Below are 17,504 nucleotides of genomic sequence, written 5' to 3' on the forward strand. Positions count from 1 at the left end.
CCCCGACCTACCCGGAGACATCGGCCTCGGCAACGAGACCTACAACAAACTGCTGCGCGGCCTGCGCTTCACCGGAGAGCGCGCCATGGCCGTACTCAAACAGCGCTGGCGCACACTCCAGCACGTCACCCTCAGCCCCAACCAGATCGGTGCCATCACCCAGGCCGCCCTTCTCCCCAACAACGCCTGGCAGTGATCCCTGAGAAAACCTCACTGATGGTGTTGGTGAGGATTCGTACTCAGGTCGGAGGGGGACTTCACGGCGTGGCGTCTACCGCCTGCAGTCCATGGCCTGCCAGGCTGTGGCCTTCAGATCGGTTCGGTCGGTTCGTAGAACGGTTCCCTATGCGCTTGCGCGTCATCCTTTCGATTGCTCTCGCTACCGTGGGCACTACGGCCTTCGCCCCGGGCGGGCAGGTCGATTCTGTGATCACGAGACCCGTCTCCGCACGGGTGTTCACCTACAACATCTGCGGGAACAGCAATCAGTGCCCTCATCATGACGAGGTCGACATCCGGACCGACAAGGTCGTCTCTGTCGTCCGTGACCAGAAGCCCGACTTCGTCTTCCTCCAAGAGGTCTGCGAGTCACAGTTCGATGATCTGAACAGAGCACTCCGCAGCAGGTACACCGGGAAATTTGAGACCACCGTCTCGAAAGACACCAGCGACGAACTGTGCAACGAGAACAGTACGGCATACAACTACGGCATCGCTGTGTTCGCCCGGGGCAGTGCACTCGAAGAGACCGTTCTCGATCCCTCTGTGGGAACCGAGGCCAGCGAGGGCTGGCAGGCCCCCTGCCTGAAGACCCGGGTGAACGGCCACGGGGTCTGGGGCTGCTCGGTTCACCTCTACTACAGGGACCAGGACGTCACCGCTGCGGAAGCCCAGAAGCTGAACCGGCTGGTCTCGCCCTGGCTGAGGAGGGATATCCCGGTCATCCTGGGCGGCGACTTCAACCCGGTCTATGACAACGATCAGGCAAACGCACCCTTGTCGCCCGTCCTTGACAGCTTCTACAGCCACTCGGGTGGGCACGGCCGCTTCATCGAGGGCGACGAGACAGACAAGCGCCGCTTCACCCCCCAGTGCCGCGCGCTCCAGCCACCTGCTGGCCGATGCCGCTCCGGCGCCCCGACATTCGAGGCGAAACCGGAGCGCAAGCTCGATTACGTCTTCTTCAGCAAGGCCCATTTCAAGACGGTGTACGGAGAGGTCCTTCCGCAGGACCGCGAGGTCTCCGACCACTACCCCTACCTCGCCGCTGCCACTGCAGATTGATCACCCAATTCCACAGAGCCAGAGACGTGTGATGCGGCGGTCGGAGTTTCCGGTCTCATGTCTCTCACTCAGAGGCCATTCCTTCCTTTTATTACTTCACCCCGGCAAGCTGGATCAAGGAGCCTCTTCCAGCCTGACGGCTGCGACCGTGTGTTGGACGGCTCTGCACAACGACGAAGCTCCTGGTAGACGGGTTCTCGACCAAGATCACCCGTGCCGCCAGGGGCTTCCGTGCTTGTCTGCCCGTCGTCCATAGGTCTGTCCAGCCGCAGCCTGAGCGTGTCGGCGTCGCGGCCCTCCCACAGGGTGAGCGGGAGCCGGGTGCCGACGTCGACCAGCAGGGTCCCGTACGTGCCCGCGTACAGAGCGAAGTCGTCCACGCCCAACACCCGCGGCGTGGACGCCACCGGCAGCGGCATGCGCATCAGGTGGAAGAGCACGCTGGTCCGCGACAACGGCACGTTCAGGATACGCAGCAACCGCGACCCACCGCGGCCGGCGAGGAGCACCGCGGCCATCTCCACCAGCTGCTGCAGCAACGGCGTGCGGCGCTGGTAGCGCACGGTCAGCCCCTCGACCTGCTCGGCGAACGTCCGGCGCCCGCAGCACGGGCGGTCACAGAACAACCGCCGCACCGACAGGCCGACCGACACCGGACGGCCACCAACTGCGAGGTCCGCCAGCCTGCGGGGATACCGGCTGTGCACCCGCGCCGAGGTTCTGCCGCAGTCCGGACAAGCAACCGGCACCTCACGGGTGCGGCCAGAAATATGGACCACACCGCTCTCCACCCACACCTGCTCCACCCGCACTGCATCCAGAGGCGGGGACACGGTCCGAACGAGGTCAACACACTCGCTGACGGTGCCACCACGCGTGACGGAGCGTCACCGGCGCACGGTGGCACATGCCTTCTTCACGGAAATCTTGCCAGGGCCAGTTCGGGGCCCTGGCAAGATTTCCGGATGCTGTTGGTGATCTTCATTGGGTCGGTGGGCGCGTCGTCGTGGGGCTGCTTCGCTGGAAGGGGTGCGGGGCGGCCCTGGTGAGGGGGAACGGCGATGTCGATGGGGCGGGGCTCCGGGCGGCGGATCCCGGCGGAGACGGTGCGGGTAGCGCGGGCCAGTAATCCGGGCGGTACTCCGGCGATGTGGATGCGGGACCGTCTCGACGAGGTGTTCGTCGATGACGACTTCGCGGACTGGTTTCCGGCTGACGGACGGCGGGGTCTGTCGCCGGCGATGCTGGCGATGGTGTCGGTGCTGCAGTACGCGGAGAACCTCACCGACCGGCAGGCCGCGCAGGCGGCCTGGTGCCGCATTGACTGGAAATACTGCCTGGCCCGGGAGTTGACTGGTCCGGGGTTCGATCATTCGGTGCTCAGCGAGTTCCGTGACCGGCTCGCCGTCGATGACCGGGCCGACCGGCTCCTGGCCGTGCTGGTGGAACGCCTGGCGGCCGCAGGGTTGGTCAAGCGCCGTGGCCGGATGCGGACCGACTGTCCGCATGTCCTATGTACTCAAAATGGGTCAATATGGGGCGGCGGGCGGGACGCGGACGGAATCCCGGGCATGCTCTTCACGCTGGGGTCGGAGGTTCAGCGCCACGCACCACAGCCTGGAGGCGGCCGGTGATCCGGTGAGGGACACACCGGCTGCTTCCTGTCGTGCCCAACGAAGTCCCGCCAATGCTTCGTACTCGGTTCGGTAGAGACTCTTGCGGGGACGTCCGTAGCCGAGCGCGGAATGGGCTATCGTCGATCCCCCCCGGGGGGCCCGGGGATCTCACCCCCGGGCTCCCGCTGCGAGGCGTAGGCCGCCGACGAGGTGCCCGTGGCCCGGGTCCTGTCCGATGGTCCCTCCCCGAACCGGGAAGATGCCATGCGGGCGCGACCCTCTGTTCGTGGCCAAAGGGCTTCCACAACTGCTCGCCAGCTGAGAACGCATCAGCCGTGACACAGGGGCGAAGAGGATTCAGTGAGGTTTTCTCAGGGATCACTGCCAGGCGTTGTTGAGGACGAGGGCGGCCTGGGTGACGGCGCCGATCCGGTTCGGGCTGAGGGTGACGTGCTGGAGTGTGCGCCAGCGCTGTTTGAGTACGGCCATGGCGCGCTCTCCGGTGAAGCGCAGGCCGCGGAGGAGTTTGTTGTAGGTCTCGTTGCCGAGGCCGATGTCTCCGGGCAGGTCGGGGTGCTTGCGGAAGGGAACATGGATGCCGCCGCCCGCGCCGATGTATCCGATGTCGGCCAGTGTGGGCAGGCCGTCGCGGGCTGCCTGGTAGAGGTCGGGCAGCGCGTGGATGCGTGCCGCAGCCAGGTCATGGGTGCTGCCCGGCTCGACGTCGGAAACCCACAGAGGTGTGCCGTCGGGCGCGGCCAGGAACTGCACGTTGCCGGCGAAGCGCTTGATCCGGATTGCGTACCAGAGGTCGGTACCGCGTTCGGTTTCCCCGGCTACCCGGTCACACCGGATGAGGGTGCCGTCCAGGACTACGAACGGCAGGCCCTTGCGCCGGCCTTGTTCCAGGACCCCGGCGAGGCCGGGTGCTTCGGCCGCGAGGACATCGATGCCTTCATGAAGATACCGGTAGCCGGTGGCCTGGGAGATTCCCGCGTCCCGGGCCAGGCAGTGGACACACCTGTGGTCACGAAACCACCGCAGCACGAGCACGGCTTGAAGGAACGGGCCCAGTGCCCGTGTTCCGCGACGGGTGCCGATCACACGCCGGTGTCCGGCGAGCAGACGGGCAAGGTACTCGACCACGGGACGCGGGACGTCGGGCATGGCACGATGAGAGACCACGTGAAGCCTCCTGGGACCGGCAGGAACTGTCGCAAGTCCCGTCCTACCAGGGGCTTCACGTGCTGTTCAGAGTCCACGCAGGCCAAACACCTCGACCACCGCACTCGCTTGCTGAGAAAGCTTCAGTAGTTGGGTTTTTACGAAAACCGATGCAACAGCGTGGTCGCTTACTACGGGCGCTCTACGGCGTCGGAAGCTTCGGCAGCGGGGGCAGACCGGGCAGGTTCGGGACGGGCAGCCCGCCGCCCAGCAGCGTGGCCGCGACTACGTTGACGAGGCCCGTCACCACGCCGGTGACCGCCGGGGCGACCTTGCTGACATCGCCGGAGGTGACCGCTGTTAGCAGCGTGGCGACCGCCTTCTGCAGGGAGGCGAGGGCGGCACCGGCGAGGTCCGCGGGCGCCTTGGAGTCGTCACCGCTCTTCGTGAGCAAGGGCAGAGCGGGCAGAGCGGGCAGAGCGGGTGCCGTGGGCACCGCGGGAGCAGCGGGTACCGCGGGAGCAGCCGCATTGGTCTTGGCGACGGCCTCGTTCACCGCGTCGACGAGTTTCTGCGCTTGGTCGGGGGAGAGCTGGCCGTTGTCGGCCTTGAGCGTCTGGGTCAGCAGGTCGGTGACCGGGGTGAGCACGCCGCCGACGTCGCCGAGGCCCTTGACCTGGGCGAGTAGGGCGTCAGCTCCCGGGACCGGCGCGCTCGACGCGGCGTGGACCTGCTTCCGCGCCGCGTTGTTGCCGGCCGCGACAACCGCGGGGCTGGCGATTCCGATGAGGACGGTGGCACAGAGTGCGGATGATGCGATGCGCCGTGCGGGCAGACCACGCATGGGTGTTCCTTTCGGTGGGGCTTCGGATCTTGAGCCCACCCTGAAGGCGCCCACCGCCGTCTGCAACCGGTCGATCGTGGCTGATGACCGCCCGTCAGCCGTCCAGGTGACGTCGTGCCTGGTGGGGCCGTGTCAAGCCCACCTCATCGCCCTGGCACCCCGACCGTCCATTCAGGGCAACAAGAGCCGGTCGGCCAAGGGTCACACATCGATGTCAGTCGTTGACGCACTCGTTGCCGAGTTGTGGGTGTGCCATTGAAGATCGCAGATTACGCCTGGGGTGTGGTCTTCTGCTTGAGGCGTTCGTAGGGGGTCTGGCCGCCGAGGCCGCCGTGGGGACGATGGTAGTTGTAGTAGTCTTCCCACTCGCGGAGCTGGTCGTTGAAGACCTCGGCGTCGTCGATGACGAGGCCGTCCAGGAGGCGGTAGAACTCCTCGGCGTCGATCCGGTGGGAGCGTTCGACTTTGCCGTTCAGGCACGGGGGTTGATGTAGGTGTGGGCGATGCCTTTGTCGAGCGCGTGCCAGTGAACCCTTCTCATCCTCGGGTCTGAGGAGTGATGAAGGCTTGTGTGGGTGGGGTTCGTGACGAGGCAGGGCTTCCCGGTCGTTCCGTTGGTGATCTCACTCATCAACGTCCGGACGCAGGAGCCCTGTTGGTCCCATATCGAGCCATGCTCGACGTCCCGCATGAGGGTCGTCGAGCACATCTCGTGGCTCATCTACGCTCGAAGGCGTGAGCTGAACTCCCGCTGGCGCAGACTCGGTTGCTTCAAGCAGGCGCTGCTCGTCCTCGTCTACCTGCGCAAGAACAAAACTCTGGCCCAGGCGGGCGCCGGGTTCGAGGTGTCCACCGCGACAGCCGGCCGCTATGTGACCGAGACCGTCGACGTCCTGGCCCAACGCGCCCCGAGCCTGCTCGATGCCCTCCAGGACCACGACCCGCACGAGTTCCTGGTCCTGGACGGAACCCTCATCAGACCGGACCGGGTGGCCGCCGACGAACCGTACTACTCGATGAAGCACCGTCATCACGGCATGAACGTCCAGGTCCTGGCGCGACCGGACGGCACCCCTGTCTGGTTCTCCAGGGCGCTGCCCAGCCGCACCCATGATCTGAACTCGGCCCGCGCACACGGTGTGATCCAGGCATATCTCCCGGCAGATCCTCATCCTGGCCGACCGTGCCTACCGCGGCGCCGGAGCCACCGTCCGGACCCCGTACTACGGTCGGGACCTGCCGGAGAAATACGCACAGTTCGACAAGCACCACGCCCGGCACACCGCCCCCGGCAAGCGCCGCAGACACCGAATCCTGGCCCTGCTCCAGGAAGACCCCACCCGCCTCTGGCAACCCCGCGACATCGCGGCTCACTTCGGCGACGTCACCCTGGAAACCGTGTATAGACAACTGAACCGCTGGGCCGCCAGCGGACTCATCCACAAGCTCGGCCCCGGCCTCTACGCCGCCACAGTGTGGTCACCAACTCCCCTTGCGTGACCTGCGAAAACGTTAACTACCCGGCCTTGGGTCAAGGCCCGGCCTCGCCCTGGAGAGGCAACGCTGAAAGACTCACCGACCGGTAATCACCTGTGCTTGTCCGGCAGTCAGGCGTTCCGCCGTGCGCTGTTTACCGGTCAATCATTGACGCCATGGTTTCCAAACGCCGGGTTAAGAAGGCCCAAGACGTTGACGCTGTCCTCGAACACGTTGACGGGAGTGTGCACGGGGACTTGCGTGAGGTTGCCCGAACCTACGCCAGGAGACTTGACCGCGGCCGCGTCCTGTTCCTCGTCTGCGGTGGCGGTGCTGGCACTGGTCAGGACGGCCACGGCTGCGAGGCAAGCGGCGGCCATCAGACGTACACGCATGGAAAGCTCCCATCAGTCATGAAGTCGCACTCTTTCACTTACCTACCTCAGCGACCATCCACGTAACCTCTTACTGCCCCTACTGCACCCGAACAGGGAAGGCGTGGCGGCCCCCGCCGGGGCAGAACTCCATGCCAGCCGCGCACACCCAGCCGCCAGCACCGGCGTCGCGGTACCGCCAGGGCTGATTCATAGTCGGGGTGATGAAGCGTTTCGGCAGGCCAGGGGACTCTCAGCAGGTCGAGGGGGCTTACGGTCAACGGCCCTGGCTCGGGGATGCTGTTGGTGATCTCTAGCTGCTCAAGTCTCGGCAGAGTTGCCGGAATCTGCTGGCTGGCCTGGTCCGGGCTGGCAGTTCGCTGCCGGGCGGGCCGGATTGGCTGAGCCTGATGATGTTGGCTCCGGCGGCGGTGAGGACGTGTTGGACGTGCGTCCTCGCGATCCCGTGGTGGCGGCAGTGACGCAGGCCGTGGGCGTGGACAGTTTCGGAGACGGTGGCCTCGCAGCCGGCGCGGATCGCATAGTTCCGCTGCCACGGCTCGGTGTCCTGCTCGCTCCGGACCCGAGTCTGGATCTCCTGCAGGCGCTGGGGCAGGAGGGTGATGTGGCGAGCTCGACCGTCGGTGTTCCCGGTGCAGGCGAGCCGGTCTTCGCAGGCCCGGCAGGCGGGCTTGGGGAACAGCACGGACAGCCGTTCATGCTGGTCGCCCAGGGTGGGCTTCCACGGGTGGCTGGTGACGTGGCGGAGGCAAGTCAGCGTGCGGGCCTGCCAGTCGGGGATGAAGTCGGTCTTCGTGAAGCCGGGATGGTCCTGGGGCCCGGGGGTCGGCACGGACCGGTCCAGTCAGGGTGATTCCATGAACGCGGGCGGCCTGGTCGATGGACTCGGGCGAGATGTATCCGGCATCGACGAAGTGCTCCAGATCTGTGAACTGCTGCCGGGCCAGACTCTGGTGGATGGCCTCGAGCGCATCGATGTCCTGGTCGGGAGCGGGCCTGGTCACCACGGTCACAATGACATTCGGTCCTCTCTCGGTGCAGATCTCGCTCTGGTGATCGCGATAACCGATCCAGTTCTTCGTCCCGGACGCGGTGAGCTCGCGGCTGCAGCGAGCTTACGGATCGTGAGGAGAGACGATCTCGGTGCTGGCCCACGGGACACAGGCCGTGGCCGGGTCGGGCCGCCCGTCCGTCGACGGAGGAAGGTCTGCACGCCGGGGGCATGTTGCGTCGGCTCAGCCGGTCTTTGGTGGACTTCGGGGCCCGCCACCTGAGGTGGCCCTCGGTATCATGCCAGTACTGCTGGACCCACACCTGACGCAGCGTTTCGACCTGCGACAGCGTCCGTTGCCGTGGTGGGGCACCGTCGTCGAACACGGCCCTCAGCAACCAGATCCCGTCCCTGCCGACCTGCAGCGCGTACTCCTCCAGCGCCGCCTTGCCCTTGGGAAGCCGGTGATAGAGGGCCGGTCGCCCGTAACGCTCTGCCCAACCCGGCAAGATCAACGGTGCCAGCCATTCCTCGTCCTCGAGGGCAAGTCGCTCCAACGCGGCTCGCAGGGTCTCGGCGACGAGCTCGATCCGGCTCAGCGTCCGCACTGCGCCCAGCACATGGGTCGAGTCCGTCCGGATCCGGCCACCGCATCGCTTGACCAGCCCGGCCGCCACAAGGTGGTCCACCATCACGGCCAGCAGCCGGTCGGCCCGGTCTCCCTGGGCCATCCGGTCTCGGAACTCGCTGAGCACGGAATAGTCGAACCCTGAATCGTCAAGATCCATCCCGAGGCAGTACTTCCAGTCCAGCCGACAGCGGACCGCCTCGGCGGCCTGCCGGTCGGTCAGATTCTCCGCATACTGCAGCACCGACACCATCGCCAGCCGGGTCGGCGACAGACCCCGCCGCCCGTCGGCCGGGAACCAGTCGGCGAAATCCTCGTCCGTGAACAGCTCGTCCAACCGGTCCCGCACCCACATCGCCGGCGTGCCCCGCGGATTGCTCGCCCGCGCCACCCGCACCGTCAATGCCGGAATCGACCGCCCCGAACCCACACCCATCGACATCGCGGTCACCCCTCCGACCGCCAGATCCGCCCCGCGCTACCAGCGCAGCACACCCCACAACCGAGCGACAAGACCTCGCGCGGCTTCACACTGATCACCGAAGATGACCAACAGCATCCCGGAAGTGAGACAGGGCCGTTGACCGTACAGACCCATTAACCTGGATTGGCACGCGAGTCGCGGTGAAGGTGAATAGCTCCCCTGCCCTACAGCCCAGCCAGCGTCACCGACTGAGCCGGGTCGCCCGGTATGGTGCCCCTTATGGGCGCAGACGGGGCGTCCGGCTGCAGCCGTCGTCGTCGAGGATGACAACGACGGCCGCGCTGCCCATGCGGGGTCAGGTGCGTTCAACCTCGAAGGTGACCATTTTGTCGAGGCCGGTGATGGGGATGCGGCCGTTGATCTTGGTGACGCGGGTTCCGATGGGACAGTACACGTCTGTGCTGTAGCCCTCGTACCCGGGCCCCCTGGGGGCTGCGAAGACAATGGAGCCGCGCCCTAGGGTGTTGACGAACAGCTTGAGGCGCGCCACTGCGGTTCGGCTTTCGGTGGCCGACGGGTCGACTTGGACCGTGATGAGATCATTGCTGCTGAACACGGTCGGGGTGATCTTCATAGGGTAGGTTCCACCACCGGGCAGAGCTACCGTGCCGACAAACGCGGTGTCCAGGCTGGCAAGACCCGTGTAGTCGGACAGGGCGCCGCCGCAGGTGTTGGCGGGGGCGGCAGCGGTGGCGGTCGGAGCGGTGGCGAGGGCAATACCCAGGGACAGCAGGAGGGCCGGGATGGTCCGGGCGGGGCGGGAGGACGAGCGCATAGCGACTCCATTTCGCCAGATCACCGAGTGCGACCTGGTGTGATCACGTAACCACGCCGAGTCCCGACGTGCATTTCTCTAGATCCACCTGGGTATCCGCCGACTGGTGCAGGCCAGACGCTCTGTTCCCGAGACCCGCCTCCGGCACGCCTACTCCGCCGCCGCCCTCAACCTCATCCGACTCGACGCCCACTGGCACGGCCTGGCACAGCACCCCAGACACACCACCAGGCTCATAGGTCTGTACACCCAACTGTTGCCCTGACCAGCCGAATTACGCAACAGAGTCCAGGGCTGATTCAAAGTCGGGGTGATCATGTGGTGCTGCTGGTCACCGTAGGGTGGTGATCTGCCGGAGGGGCGTCACGTACGCAGGGAAGCACCGGTTTACGGGTGACCTGGCAAGTCGCTCTCACATCAACACCGCGAGATCCCGCTGGTGGCGGATGGCCTGGATGCTCTTCCCGATCCGCGTGACCGGCGTGGCCGCCGCCACTCCTTGGCCTCGGTGCTGCTGCTGGCCGCATGCGCGGTGCTGACGGGGCCCGCTCCTACATTGCCATCGGCCAGTGGGACCGCTCCGCTCCGCGCGACCCATCGCCTGTCTGGGAGTCGCCGCGTCGGCGTCCTGGGCGTGCGCACCGCCGCGACTACCTCCACCATCCGCCGTGTGTTGCTGGCCGTGTGCCCCGGCGGTCTGGCCGACCGGCTCGGATGCGCCCCGGCCGGGGTCGAAAGCCTGGCCCTGGGCGTCAAGAGTGCGTGTGGTTCGCGCACGGTGGACGTAGTGGCCGCCCACCCGTGTCCGCAGTCACCGGGGGCGCACGCAGCGTCACCCAGCTGCGGGTCCCGGACAGGGCTGTTCTTGAGTACCCCTGATCAGCGGTTTGGACGGGGCTGCGGAGGTCGTTGCCCGTTGTACGGGTGATCGTTGCCAGCGCCCGGGGTGTGCGGGATCCGCCTGCCCCGTTTCGTGATCATCTCCTACAGTATGGGGTGAGATGTTCGTCAACAGCTCGTGATGTGCGGCGAGTTGGCGGTAGTCGACATCGTGCCGAGGGGGTGGGTTTATGGCGTCGCTGCTGGAGAATCGGCGGCACCGCGGCGGCTCAGCCCGCGCTCGGCCAGGGCAGCGGCGAGGCGGCGGGCGATGGCCTGGACGACTGCTGCGGCGACATCGTCGATGACCGCGTCGGGCCAGGCTTGAGGATCGCGGGCCAGTTCCCTGGGCGCGCGGGAGCGCGCACTGCCTCCGACCATGCTTCCACGCTCCTTGTTGTTGAGGTCGTACGCGACTTGGGTGGCAGCTTGTCCTGCCGGTATTCGTGGTCCACGGCCCTCGATATGCGGACGTCTTCGGTCATCGACGCGTATGCTCCGCGCGATCCGGCTCCCGTCTGGGACGAGGTTGCTCCGCTGGTGAAGACGGTGATCACCGCGACCGCCCTGCGCGTTCCCTACACGGTCGAGGACCTGCTGCATGTCGTCGCCCGGCTCGCGATCTGGGCGGAGGAGCGGGGAGTTGTCCGCGAGCCCGCGGCCTGGCTGCGCAGCGAGACGATCGACGCGTTCGTACGACCGGCTGCGCGGGCCTGGCCCCAGGAACCTTGCGCACCTACCGAACATGGCTGTGGCGGGTTCGTGATGTGCTGGTCTGGGACGAGGGCGGCGAGAGCGAGGGAGTGCAGTTGTCCGCTCCGCCCGCTCCCACGCCGCCCTACGGGCCGGGCGAGATCACCCGGCTGCGTTCCTGGGCGAAGGCTTGAGGCCCCGCGCGCAGGCAGACGCACTGGCCCTGCTCGCGCTCGGTGACGGGCTGGGACTGGCGCCCGGGGAGATCGCCCGCCTGCGCGGAAGCCACCTGCGCCAGACCCGGTCCGGAGCCTGCGTGCTGGACTCGGTGTTCGGGCGACTGCTGGTGGCCCGCGCGGAGTGGGAAGACGATCTCGCCGAACTGGCCCGAAGGACCGGGGAGGACTTCCTGTTCCGCCCCGGCCGTCAGGACCCGCCGCCGCACAATCTGATCGCCTCCTGGACCTGGCAGCATCAACCCGATGCCCCTCTGCCGAGAATGAACGCTCGTCGCCTGCGGGCGAGTTGAATCGTGTCGCTGATGCGCCGCCGGATCGATCCAGGAGTGATCGCTGCTGCGGCCGGACTGGCGTCGACCGCCTCGCTCGCCCGCTACCAGCACTTCGTGCCCCCGCTCAGCAATCGTGAGACAGCCCGGCTGCTGCGGGGACAGATATGAGGGCCCCGCCGCCAGGCCATCCGGCCGCGGGCCGCTCGACGCGGCCACGGCCATCGACCGACGCGCCAGCACGCATCTCGGACTCGTAGACACCTCAGGCGCGCAGCGTGTCAAGCGGCTGCGGTGAGAGCGGTCGGAAAGGCGGTGTGTTCGTCGAACAGCGTGTGGTGCTGGAGGCAGTAGTAGAGCTGGCCGAGCATGCGGTTGAAGAGGTTGCGCTGCGCGGCAGCGTGCCAGTCTCCGTGGTTGTCGCGGCGGCGCCGGTAGTGGGCCTTGGCGCCGGGTGACGCGGTGATGGAGGCGAAGGCCCAGAGGTAGCCGGCGTGGTTGAGCCGGTCGTTCTTCACCCACCGTCTGGTGATGCTGGACCTCTTGCCGGAGGCCCTGGTGATGGGCGAGGCACCGGCGTATGCCTTCAGGCCGCGGGCGTCCGCGAAGCGGGTCTTGTCGTCTCCGATCTCGGCGAGCACCCGGGCGCCGAGCTGGACGCCGAGGCCGGGGAAGCTGAGGATGATCTCAGCGTCCGGGTGCTGAGGGAAACCCTCTTCGACCGCCTCGGCGAGGTCATCGGCGGCGGTGCAGGCGGCCTCCAACTGGACTAGGAGCGCGAGCATCTGCTTGCCCAGCGCGTCCTCGACCAGCGGCGGCTGGTGAGCGTAGTCGGCGCGGAAGACCTCACGGAGCCGCTCGGCCTCGGCTGTGATACCCCGCTTGCGGCCGGCCCGCTTGAGCGCGGCCTCCAGTTGCGTGCGGGTCAGCCGCGCGGCCCGGGCCTGGGTGGGGGCCGCCGTCAGGAGCTCCAGGGCCTCCGGCCGGCACAGACCGTTGCGCCAGGACTCGAAGGCCGCCAGGGCGGCCGGGTAGTACTCCCGCAGCAGCGAGCGGAGCTGGTTGGACAGCTGCTGCCGGTTCCAGAGCGAGTCCTGCTGAGCGCGGGCGAGGACGGCGATGGCGCGGGCGAGGTCGCTGTCGTCGGGCAGTGGCCGGTGGGCGTGCATGTCGGTGCGCAGGATGTTCGCCAGGACCAGGGCGTCGCCGGGATCGGACTTCTTGCGGGAGACGGAGTGGCGGTCGCGGTAGCGGGCGGCGGCCATCGGGTTGATCGCGAAGACCTGGCGCTTGCCGGTCCGCAGGACCGCGACGAGCAGGCCGCGGGAGGTTTCGATCGCGATCGGGATCGGGTTCTCCTCGCTGTCGCCGTACTCGACGAGCAGGTCCAGCAGGATCTGGTAGCCCGCGGCGTCGTCGGTGATGTGCCGCTTGGCCAGTAACTGGCCGCTGTCGTCGACCAGGGCGACGTCGTGTGTGCGCTCGGCCCAGTCGATGCCGCAGTAGATCAAGATGTTCCTCCCCATCGTGCAGTTTGTGCAGGTCACGAGCTCATGCGGAACCACGCGGCGACCTAATCCCAGGACTCGAGGCGAGGGCCGGTCCGCCACCTCAGTAGCCGTTCGTGGCACCAGCTCGCCTCACGGGCCTCGGTCTATGCGGGAGCTCAGACGGCTCGGGCTTCACAAGAGGTCACCATGTGGCGGGCTCGCACCACCAACACCAACGAGTGATCAAGATGCAAGTGTTGACGGCCCTCGGTGTGCTGAGAGGACGCCGGACATCGCGCGATCTTCGAGGAGGCGTCGGGGCCGGGTGTTTCATAGGCGTCGGCCCGGCGCCCACGCAGCACACCGAGAACACGAGTGGTCTGGTCACGAAGGCGCCGGACGCCGTGCTGTCTGGGCTGAGGCCTCCGGGGCCCGGCAGGCAAAAGGCGTCCGTCCAGCACCCACGTGGCCACACCAGCCAGATCGTGTCCTCGGTGGTGGCGGTCACGAGGACGCCGAACGCCGCCGCTCTGCGCAGAGGCGTCGAAAGCCTTGTAGCGACAGGGCATCCGTCCGGCGCCCACGCAACCGCCACCACCATGAGCGTCGACACCGCCCACCGATCTACGGGGAGGCGCTCAGGCCGGGATGGAGCCAGATGTCACAGCCCCGACGCTCTCGAACAGTCCACCCGAGTTCTCGTTCGGCCAGACCGCCCTTACATACGAATTAGGTGTTCCAACTGGCCGCACTTCTGGATCGCTCCGGCGTCCTCGCCCTGATCGGCAACGAACTGGCGGGCCGTCCCGGGCCTGCCGGACTGCCGCCACGGACAGTGCTGACCGGGCTTCTCCTGGCGATCCACTACACCGGCAAGGCCACCCTGTCCGAAGCCTGGCGCATCCTCGCCTTCGGCTTATCCGCCTTCGCCCAAGACCGGCTCGGTGTCGCGCACATCGCTCCGGCGGCGCTCTCGCGCTGCATCTACCGGGCATTCGGCCGCGTCACGTCCGTCCTCGATCCGGCCCGCTGCGATCGCAGGCGCCGCCTGCCACTCACCGAGGCCGGACCCTTCGCCGCGGCCTGGGAAGACGATGATCCCGAACACGTCCGCAAGAAGACGGTGCTGCAGCAGATCTGCACTGCTCTGGAACCGCTGATCAGCCCCGGCCGACGCCCAAGACGCCCCCGAAAACCAGAAGATCCCGCCAGATCGACTCGATCGGACGGGATCTCGTGAACCGAACTCGAGATAACTCAAGAACAGTCCCCAGTTGGACGGCGGGAGACCCTGATCAGGCGGAAACCACGGACGCCAGATTGGCCGGATTGAATCTGGTGTGGCCTGTTCGTGATGCCTCGGTTTGTGGGAGCGTGAAGGGTGCGCGGGAAGTGGATGGTGGTGGGGGAGGAGCGTCGGGCGGTGGTGTTCGGCCGTACGCATCGCCTACTGGTTGGGGTGGTGGTGGCGGGTGGGGTGGTCATTGCCGGGGTCGGGTTCGCGGGTTCTTACGCGGCGGTGCGCGCCCTCGCGGAGAGACAAGGTTTCGGGAACTTCTCCGTCGTCTTCCCGATCGGCATCGACGCGGGCATCTGCGTGCTCCTCGCGCTCGACCTGCTGCTGACCTGGATCCGCATTCCCTTCCCGCTCCTGCGCCAGACGGCCTGGCTGCTGACGGCCGCGACGATCGCCTTCAACGGCGCGGCCGCCTGGCCCGACCCGCTCGGCGTCGGCATGCACGCCGTCATCCCGGTCCTGTTCGTCGTCGCCGTCGAGGCCGCCCGCCACGCGGTCGGCCGCATCGCGGACATCACCGCCGACAAGCACATGGAAGGCGTCCGCTACACCCGCTGGCTCCTCTCCCCCGTCCCCACCTTCCGCCTGTGGCGCCGCATGAAGCTGTGTTGTGTCCTGAACATGAAAGGGAGTTGGTTGTAGGGCAACTTCTGGAAATGGTGCTGTGCGGAAGATGAAGGTCTGGCCCTTCGGAGTCGCCCTGCGGGGGGAGGCTTCAAACCGCCTCATGCTGCGTTAGCTGATTGTGTCCTGAACGCGAAAGGGAGTTGGTCGTAGGACAGCTTCTGGAAGCGATGCTGTGCGAGAGATGAAGGAAGGCCCTTCGAAGCCGCCTTGCGGAAGGAGGCTTCAAACCCCCTCATGCCGCGTTAGCCGAAGACTGTCGTGGTGAGCGATGAGGAAAAGGCGTCCAAGAGGCGTCAGGTGGGGATCGGGAAGACGAGCGCAAGCGAATCGTTGCCGAAGCGTCGTTAAGCAGACAGATGACATCGAAACCGGGGTCTTTAGCTAACTCCGGGATGAGCATGGCGGCTATCCGCTTACTGGCCAGGTGGTGTCCGGCGTGTAGACGACGTGAGCCCGATCTGCCGCTCTCGCATGGAACAGGAGAAGGCGCGCCCCGATACTGACCTGCCCCTCAGGGGAGGCGAGAGGAAGTGTCCCAAGTGGCGGACACCACAAGGGATCGAGTACCGATGCGGGGAGCGCTGGCGGACCCGTTCGTAGTAGTGATGAAGCTCCTGTAATGGGAGTGGAGCGAAGGGGCCGGGCCATTCGTGACGTGGTTTATCTAGACAACCGGGAATCCCGGGAGGACCTACATGGACGCGTTGAAGTCATCAGGCAAGCCGTTTGATATCTCGAAGCGGGAAGTCTGGGAGGCATACGAAGGAGTGAAAGCAAACAGAGGCGCACCCGGCGTGGACAGTCGCTCCATTGAGGACTTCGAGAAGGATCTGAAGGGCAACCTTTATAGGATCTGGAACAGGATGTCGTCAGGGACGTACTTCCCTCCTCCGGTGCGTGCGGTGGAGATTCCCAAATCGTCTCCCGGAGGCGGCGTGAGGATCTTGGGCGTGCCCACGGTGGCCGACAGAATCGCCCAGACCGTCGTGGCCAGGCATCTGATGGAACGGGTCGATCCCGTATTCCATGAAGATTCCTACGGCTACCGGCCCGGTCGGTCGGCCCTGGACGCGGTGGAACGCTGCCGTCAACGCTGCTGGAAGAGGGACTGGGTTATCGATCTCGATGTCCAGAAGTTCTTCGACAGCGTCCGGTGGGACCTCATCGTCAAAGCCGTGGAGGCACACTCCGAAGCCCGTTGGGTGATTCTGTATGTGAAGCGATGGCTCCAAGCGCCGCTTCAACTACCCAACGGCACCTTGCAGGTGCGAGACCAAGGAACCCCACAGGGCTCAGCGGTCTCACCCGTGCTGGCGAACTTGTTCATGCACTACGCGTTCGACATGTGGCTCGCCCGTAAGTGGCCGGGCATCACGTTTGAGCGCTACGCCGACGACGCGGTTGTGCACTGCGTGTCGGAGCGTCAGGCCCGCGACGTGCTGGCCTCGCTGATGGACAGGATGGAGGAGGTCGGGCTGCAACTGCATCCTGACAAGACCCAGATTGTGTACTGCCGAGACGGCAAGCGCCGACGGCCCTTCGGGCAGACGGAGTTCACCTTCCTCGGGTACACATTTCGCGCACGCGAAAGCCGAAACAAGCACGGGCGACGGTCCACGTCGTTCGAGCCGGCGGTCAGCAAGGCAGCTCTGAAGAGGATGAGTGCTGAAGTCCGCAGCTGGCGGCTTCACACCCGGTCCGACCTCTCCTTCGTAGAGCTCGCGCGGCGGATCAATCCGACCGTGCGGGGCTGGATGCAGTATTTTGGCCGGTTCTACCGGTCGGCGCTGACTCCCCTCCTGATGCGCATCAATGCCTACTTGGTGCGGTGGATCCGCCAGAAATACAAGAAGCTCTCGGCGCTGCGGAAGGCGCTCCAGAAGATGTGGGAGATCGCCGACAGGTACCCCCGCATGTTCGCCCAATGGAGGTGGACCACAGTGGCGTCGGTGGCCTGGTGATCAGAGTGGCAAGAGCCGTGTAACGGGAGACTGTTACGCACGGATTCTGTGAGAGCCGGGGGATGAGATTCCCCCGGCTACTCGGCAGACTGTCGTGGTGAGCGATGAGGAAAAGGCGCCCAGGAGGCGTCAGGTGGGGACCGGGAAGACGAACGCAAGTGAATCGCTGCTGACGTGTCGAAATCATGAATCTGACATCAAAACCGGGGTGTCACAATGACTCCGGGATGAGCCTGGCGGGTGCCCGCCTATTGGCCAGGCGGTGTCCGGCATGCAGGCGACGTGAGCCCGGTCTGCGGCTTCCGCATGGAACAGGAGAAGGCCCGCCCCGATATCGCCCGCCTCTGTGGCGGCGAGAGGGAGCGCTCCGAGCAGCTGTATCTGCAAGGAGC

At 66.4% G+C, this 17,504-nt stretch carries 18 protein-coding genes and 3 pseudogenes; 11 read left to right on the top strand and 10 right to left on the bottom strand.

Going from position 1 to position 17,504, the window contains the following annotated elements; all coding sequences use genetic code 11:
- Positions 1-384: 384 nt before the first annotated feature.
- Entirely contained in the window at positions 385-1,284 is a 900-nt protein-coding gene (locus tag OG965_RS38905) for an endonuclease/exonuclease/phosphatase family protein (RefSeq protein WP_371656778.1), read from the top strand.
- Positions 1,285-1,352: 68 nt separating this feature from the next.
- On the opposite strand, the gene OG965_RS38910 is transcribed toward OG965_RS38905, so the two are convergent.
- On the bottom strand, positions 1,353-2,117 hold the full coding sequence (locus OG965_RS38910) for a transposase family protein (RefSeq protein WP_371656779.1): 765 nt from the start codon (positions 2,115-2,117) through the stop codon (positions 1,353-1,355).
- Positions 2,118-2,345: 228 nt separating this feature from the next.
- Between OG965_RS38910 and OG965_RS38915 the strand changes: the two genes are divergently transcribed.
- The gene (locus OG965_RS38915) at positions 2,346-2,918 is read left to right on the top strand and encodes a transposase (RefSeq protein WP_371656780.1); all 573 of its coding nucleotides are present in this window, start codon (positions 2,346-2,348) and stop codon (positions 2,916-2,918) included.
- Positions 2,919-3,278: 360 nt separating this feature from the next.
- Here OG965_RS38915 and OG965_RS38920 read toward each other — a convergent pair whose 3' ends face one another.
- The 3 genes from OG965_RS38920 to OG965_RS38930 all read right to left on the bottom strand — a co-directional run bounded on the left by OG965_RS38920 (position 3,279) and on the right by OG965_RS38930 (position 5,504).
- Positions 3,279-4,085 (bottom strand): transposase family protein, encoded by an 807-nt coding sequence (locus OG965_RS38920; protein ID WP_371656781.1) that lies wholly within the window; start codon positions 4,083-4,085, stop codon positions 3,279-3,281.
- A 181-nt stretch (positions 4,086-4,266) separates the two neighbouring features.
- Positions 4,267-4,908 carry a hypothetical protein gene (locus tag OG965_RS38925; RefSeq protein ID WP_371656782.1) on the bottom strand — a complete coding sequence of 214 codons (642 nt, stop codon included), beginning with the start codon at positions 4,906-4,908 and terminating at the stop codon, positions 4,267-4,269.
- A gap of 269 nt (positions 4,909-5,177) precedes the next feature.
- A complete protein-coding gene (locus OG965_RS38930; RefSeq protein WP_371657178.1) occupies positions 5,178-5,504 on the bottom strand; it encodes an integrase core domain-containing protein in 327 nt (108 codons plus the stop codon).
- Positions 5,505-5,581: 77 nt separating this feature from the next.
- On the opposite strand from OG965_RS38930, the pseudogene OG965_RS38935 reads away from it, so the two are divergent.
- Together OG965_RS38935 and OG965_RS38940 are read left to right on the top strand one after the other, a co-directional pair.
- Positions 5,582-6,207: pseudogene (locus tag OG965_RS38935) on the top strand (transposase family protein); the annotation flags it as partial.
- Positions 6,208-6,228: 21 nt separating this feature from the next.
- Complete coding sequence (locus tag OG965_RS38940; RefSeq protein WP_371657179.1) at positions 6,229-6,408, top strand: hypothetical protein; 180 nt, start codon at positions 6,229-6,231, stop codon at positions 6,406-6,408.
- Positions 6,409-6,545: 137 nt separating this feature from the next.
- On the opposite strand, the gene OG965_RS38945 is transcribed toward OG965_RS38940, so the two are convergent.
- The 3 genes from OG965_RS38945 to OG965_RS38955 form a co-directional block, all read right to left on the bottom strand.
- Positions 6,546-6,779 carry a chaplin gene (locus OG965_RS38945; RefSeq protein ID WP_371656783.1) on the bottom strand — a complete coding sequence of 78 codons (234 nt, stop codon included), beginning with the start codon at positions 6,777-6,779 and terminating at the stop codon, positions 6,546-6,548.
- Positions 6,780-7,071: 292 nt separating this feature from the next.
- The gene (locus OG965_RS38950) at positions 7,072-7,611 is read right to left on the bottom strand and encodes a transposase (RefSeq protein WP_371656784.1); all 540 of its coding nucleotides are present in this window, start codon (positions 7,609-7,611) and stop codon (positions 7,072-7,074) included.
- Positions 7,533-8,840, bottom strand: a complete 1,308-nt coding sequence (locus OG965_RS38955; RefSeq protein WP_371656785.1) for a transposase — start codon at positions 8,838-8,840, stop codon at positions 7,533-7,535. Before OG965_RS38955 ends, OG965_RS38950 begins: the two co-directional genes overlap by 79 nt.
- Positions 8,841-9,080: 240 nt before the next feature.
- Here OG965_RS38955 and OG965_RS38960 point away from each other — a divergent pair.
- Positions 9,081-9,149: pseudogene (locus tag OG965_RS38960) on the top strand (hypothetical protein); the annotation flags it as partial.
- Between the two features lie 28 nt (positions 9,150-9,177).
- Here the strand turns inward: OG965_RS38960 and OG965_RS38965 are convergent.
- Positions 9,178-9,657: a hypothetical protein gene (locus OG965_RS38965; protein WP_371656786.1), complete on the bottom strand. Its 480-nt coding sequence runs from the start codon at positions 9,655-9,657 to the stop codon at positions 9,178-9,180.
- Between the two features lie 1,068 nt (positions 9,658-10,725).
- Entirely contained in the window at positions 10,726-10,917 is a 192-nt protein-coding gene (locus OG965_RS38970; RefSeq protein WP_371656787.1) for a hypothetical protein, read from the bottom strand.
- 347 nt (positions 10,918-11,264) lie between these two features.
- On the opposite strand from OG965_RS38970, the gene OG965_RS38975 reads away from it, so the two are divergent.
- From OG965_RS38975 to OG965_RS38985, 3 genes are read left to right on the top strand one after another with little or no spacing between them, the layout of a single operon-like run.
- Positions 11,265-11,423 (top strand): hypothetical protein, encoded by a 159-nt coding sequence (locus tag OG965_RS38975; RefSeq protein WP_371656788.1) that lies wholly within the window; start codon positions 11,265-11,267, stop codon positions 11,421-11,423.
- A complete protein-coding gene (locus OG965_RS38980; protein ID WP_371656789.1) occupies positions 11,420-11,758 on the top strand; it encodes a hypothetical protein in 339 nt (112 codons plus the stop codon). The genes OG965_RS38975 and OG965_RS38980 overlap by 4 nt, the downstream gene beginning before the upstream one ends.
- A 12-nt stretch (positions 11,759-11,770) precedes the next feature.
- On the top strand, positions 11,771-11,908 hold the full coding sequence (locus tag OG965_RS38985) for a hypothetical protein (RefSeq protein ID WP_371656790.1): 138 nt from the start codon (positions 11,771-11,773) through the stop codon (positions 11,906-11,908).
- A gap of 110 nt (positions 11,909-12,018) precedes the next feature.
- Here OG965_RS38985 and OG965_RS38990 read toward each other — a convergent pair whose 3' ends face one another.
- Positions 12,019-13,263, bottom strand: a complete 1,245-nt coding sequence (locus tag OG965_RS38990) for an IS110 family transposase (protein ID WP_371656791.1) — start codon at positions 13,261-13,263, stop codon at positions 12,019-12,021.
- 697 nt (positions 13,264-13,960) lie between these two features.
- On the opposite strand from OG965_RS38990, the gene OG965_RS38995 reads away from it, so the two are divergent.
- The 3 genes and pseudogenes from OG965_RS38995 to ltrA all read left to right on the top strand — a co-directional run bounded on the left by OG965_RS38995 (position 13,961) and on the right by ltrA (position 17,112).
- Entirely contained in the window at positions 13,961-14,467 is a 507-nt protein-coding gene (locus tag OG965_RS38995; protein WP_371656792.1) for a hypothetical protein, read from the top strand.
- A gap of 156 nt (positions 14,468-14,623) precedes the next feature.
- Positions 14,624-15,130 (top strand): annotated as a pseudogene (locus OG965_RS39000) (DUF2637 domain-containing protein); the annotation flags it as partial.
- A gap of 716 nt (positions 15,131-15,846) precedes the next feature.
- Positions 15,847-17,112, top strand: a complete 1,266-nt coding sequence (gene ltrA, locus OG965_RS39005) for a group II intron reverse transcriptase/maturase (protein WP_371656771.1) — start codon at positions 15,847-15,849, stop codon at positions 17,110-17,112.
- Positions 17,113-17,504 lie beyond the last annotated feature (392 nt).

The organism is Streptomyces sp. NBC_00224, from assembly GCF_041435195.1.
Taxonomy (GTDB): domain Bacteria; phylum Actinomycetota; class Actinomycetes; order Streptomycetales; family Streptomycetaceae; genus Streptomyces.

Bases quoted from the DNA above. Each gene is read 5' to 3' on its own strand.
- OG965_RS38915 (WP_371656780.1), top strand. From the start codon at position 2,346: ATGTCGATGGGGCGGGGCTCCGGGCGGCGGATCCCGGCGGAGACGGTG.
- OG965_RS38925 (WP_371656782.1), bottom strand. From the start codon at position 4,908: ATGCGTGGTCTGCCCGCACGGCGCATCGCATCATCCGCACTCTGTGCC.
- OG965_RS38945 (WP_371656783.1), bottom strand. From the start codon at position 6,779: ATGCGTGTACGTCTGATGGCCGCCGCTTGCCTCGCAGCCGTGGCCGTC.
- OG965_RS38955 (WP_371656785.1), bottom strand. From the start codon at position 8,840: ATGTCGATGGGTGTGGGTTCGGGGCGGTCGATTCCGGCATTGACGGTG.
- OG965_RS38965 (WP_371656786.1), bottom strand. From the start codon at position 9,657: ATGCGCTCGTCCTCCCGCCCCGCCCGGACCATCCCGGCCCTCCTGCTG.
- OG965_RS38970 (WP_371656787.1), bottom strand. From the start codon at position 10,917: ATGGTCGGAGGCAGTGCGCGCTCCCGCGCGCCCAGGGAACTGGCCCGC.
- OG965_RS38985 (WP_371656790.1), top strand. From the start codon at position 11,771: ATGCGCCGCCGGATCGATCCAGGAGTGATCGCTGCTGCGGCCGGACTG.
- OG965_RS38990 (WP_371656791.1), bottom strand. From the start codon at position 13,263: ATGGGGAGGAACATCTTGATCTACTGCGGCATCGACTGGGCCGAGCGC.
- ltrA (WP_371656771.1), top strand. From the start codon at position 15,847: ATGGACGCGTTGAAGTCATCAGGCAAGCCGTTTGATATCTCGAAGCGG.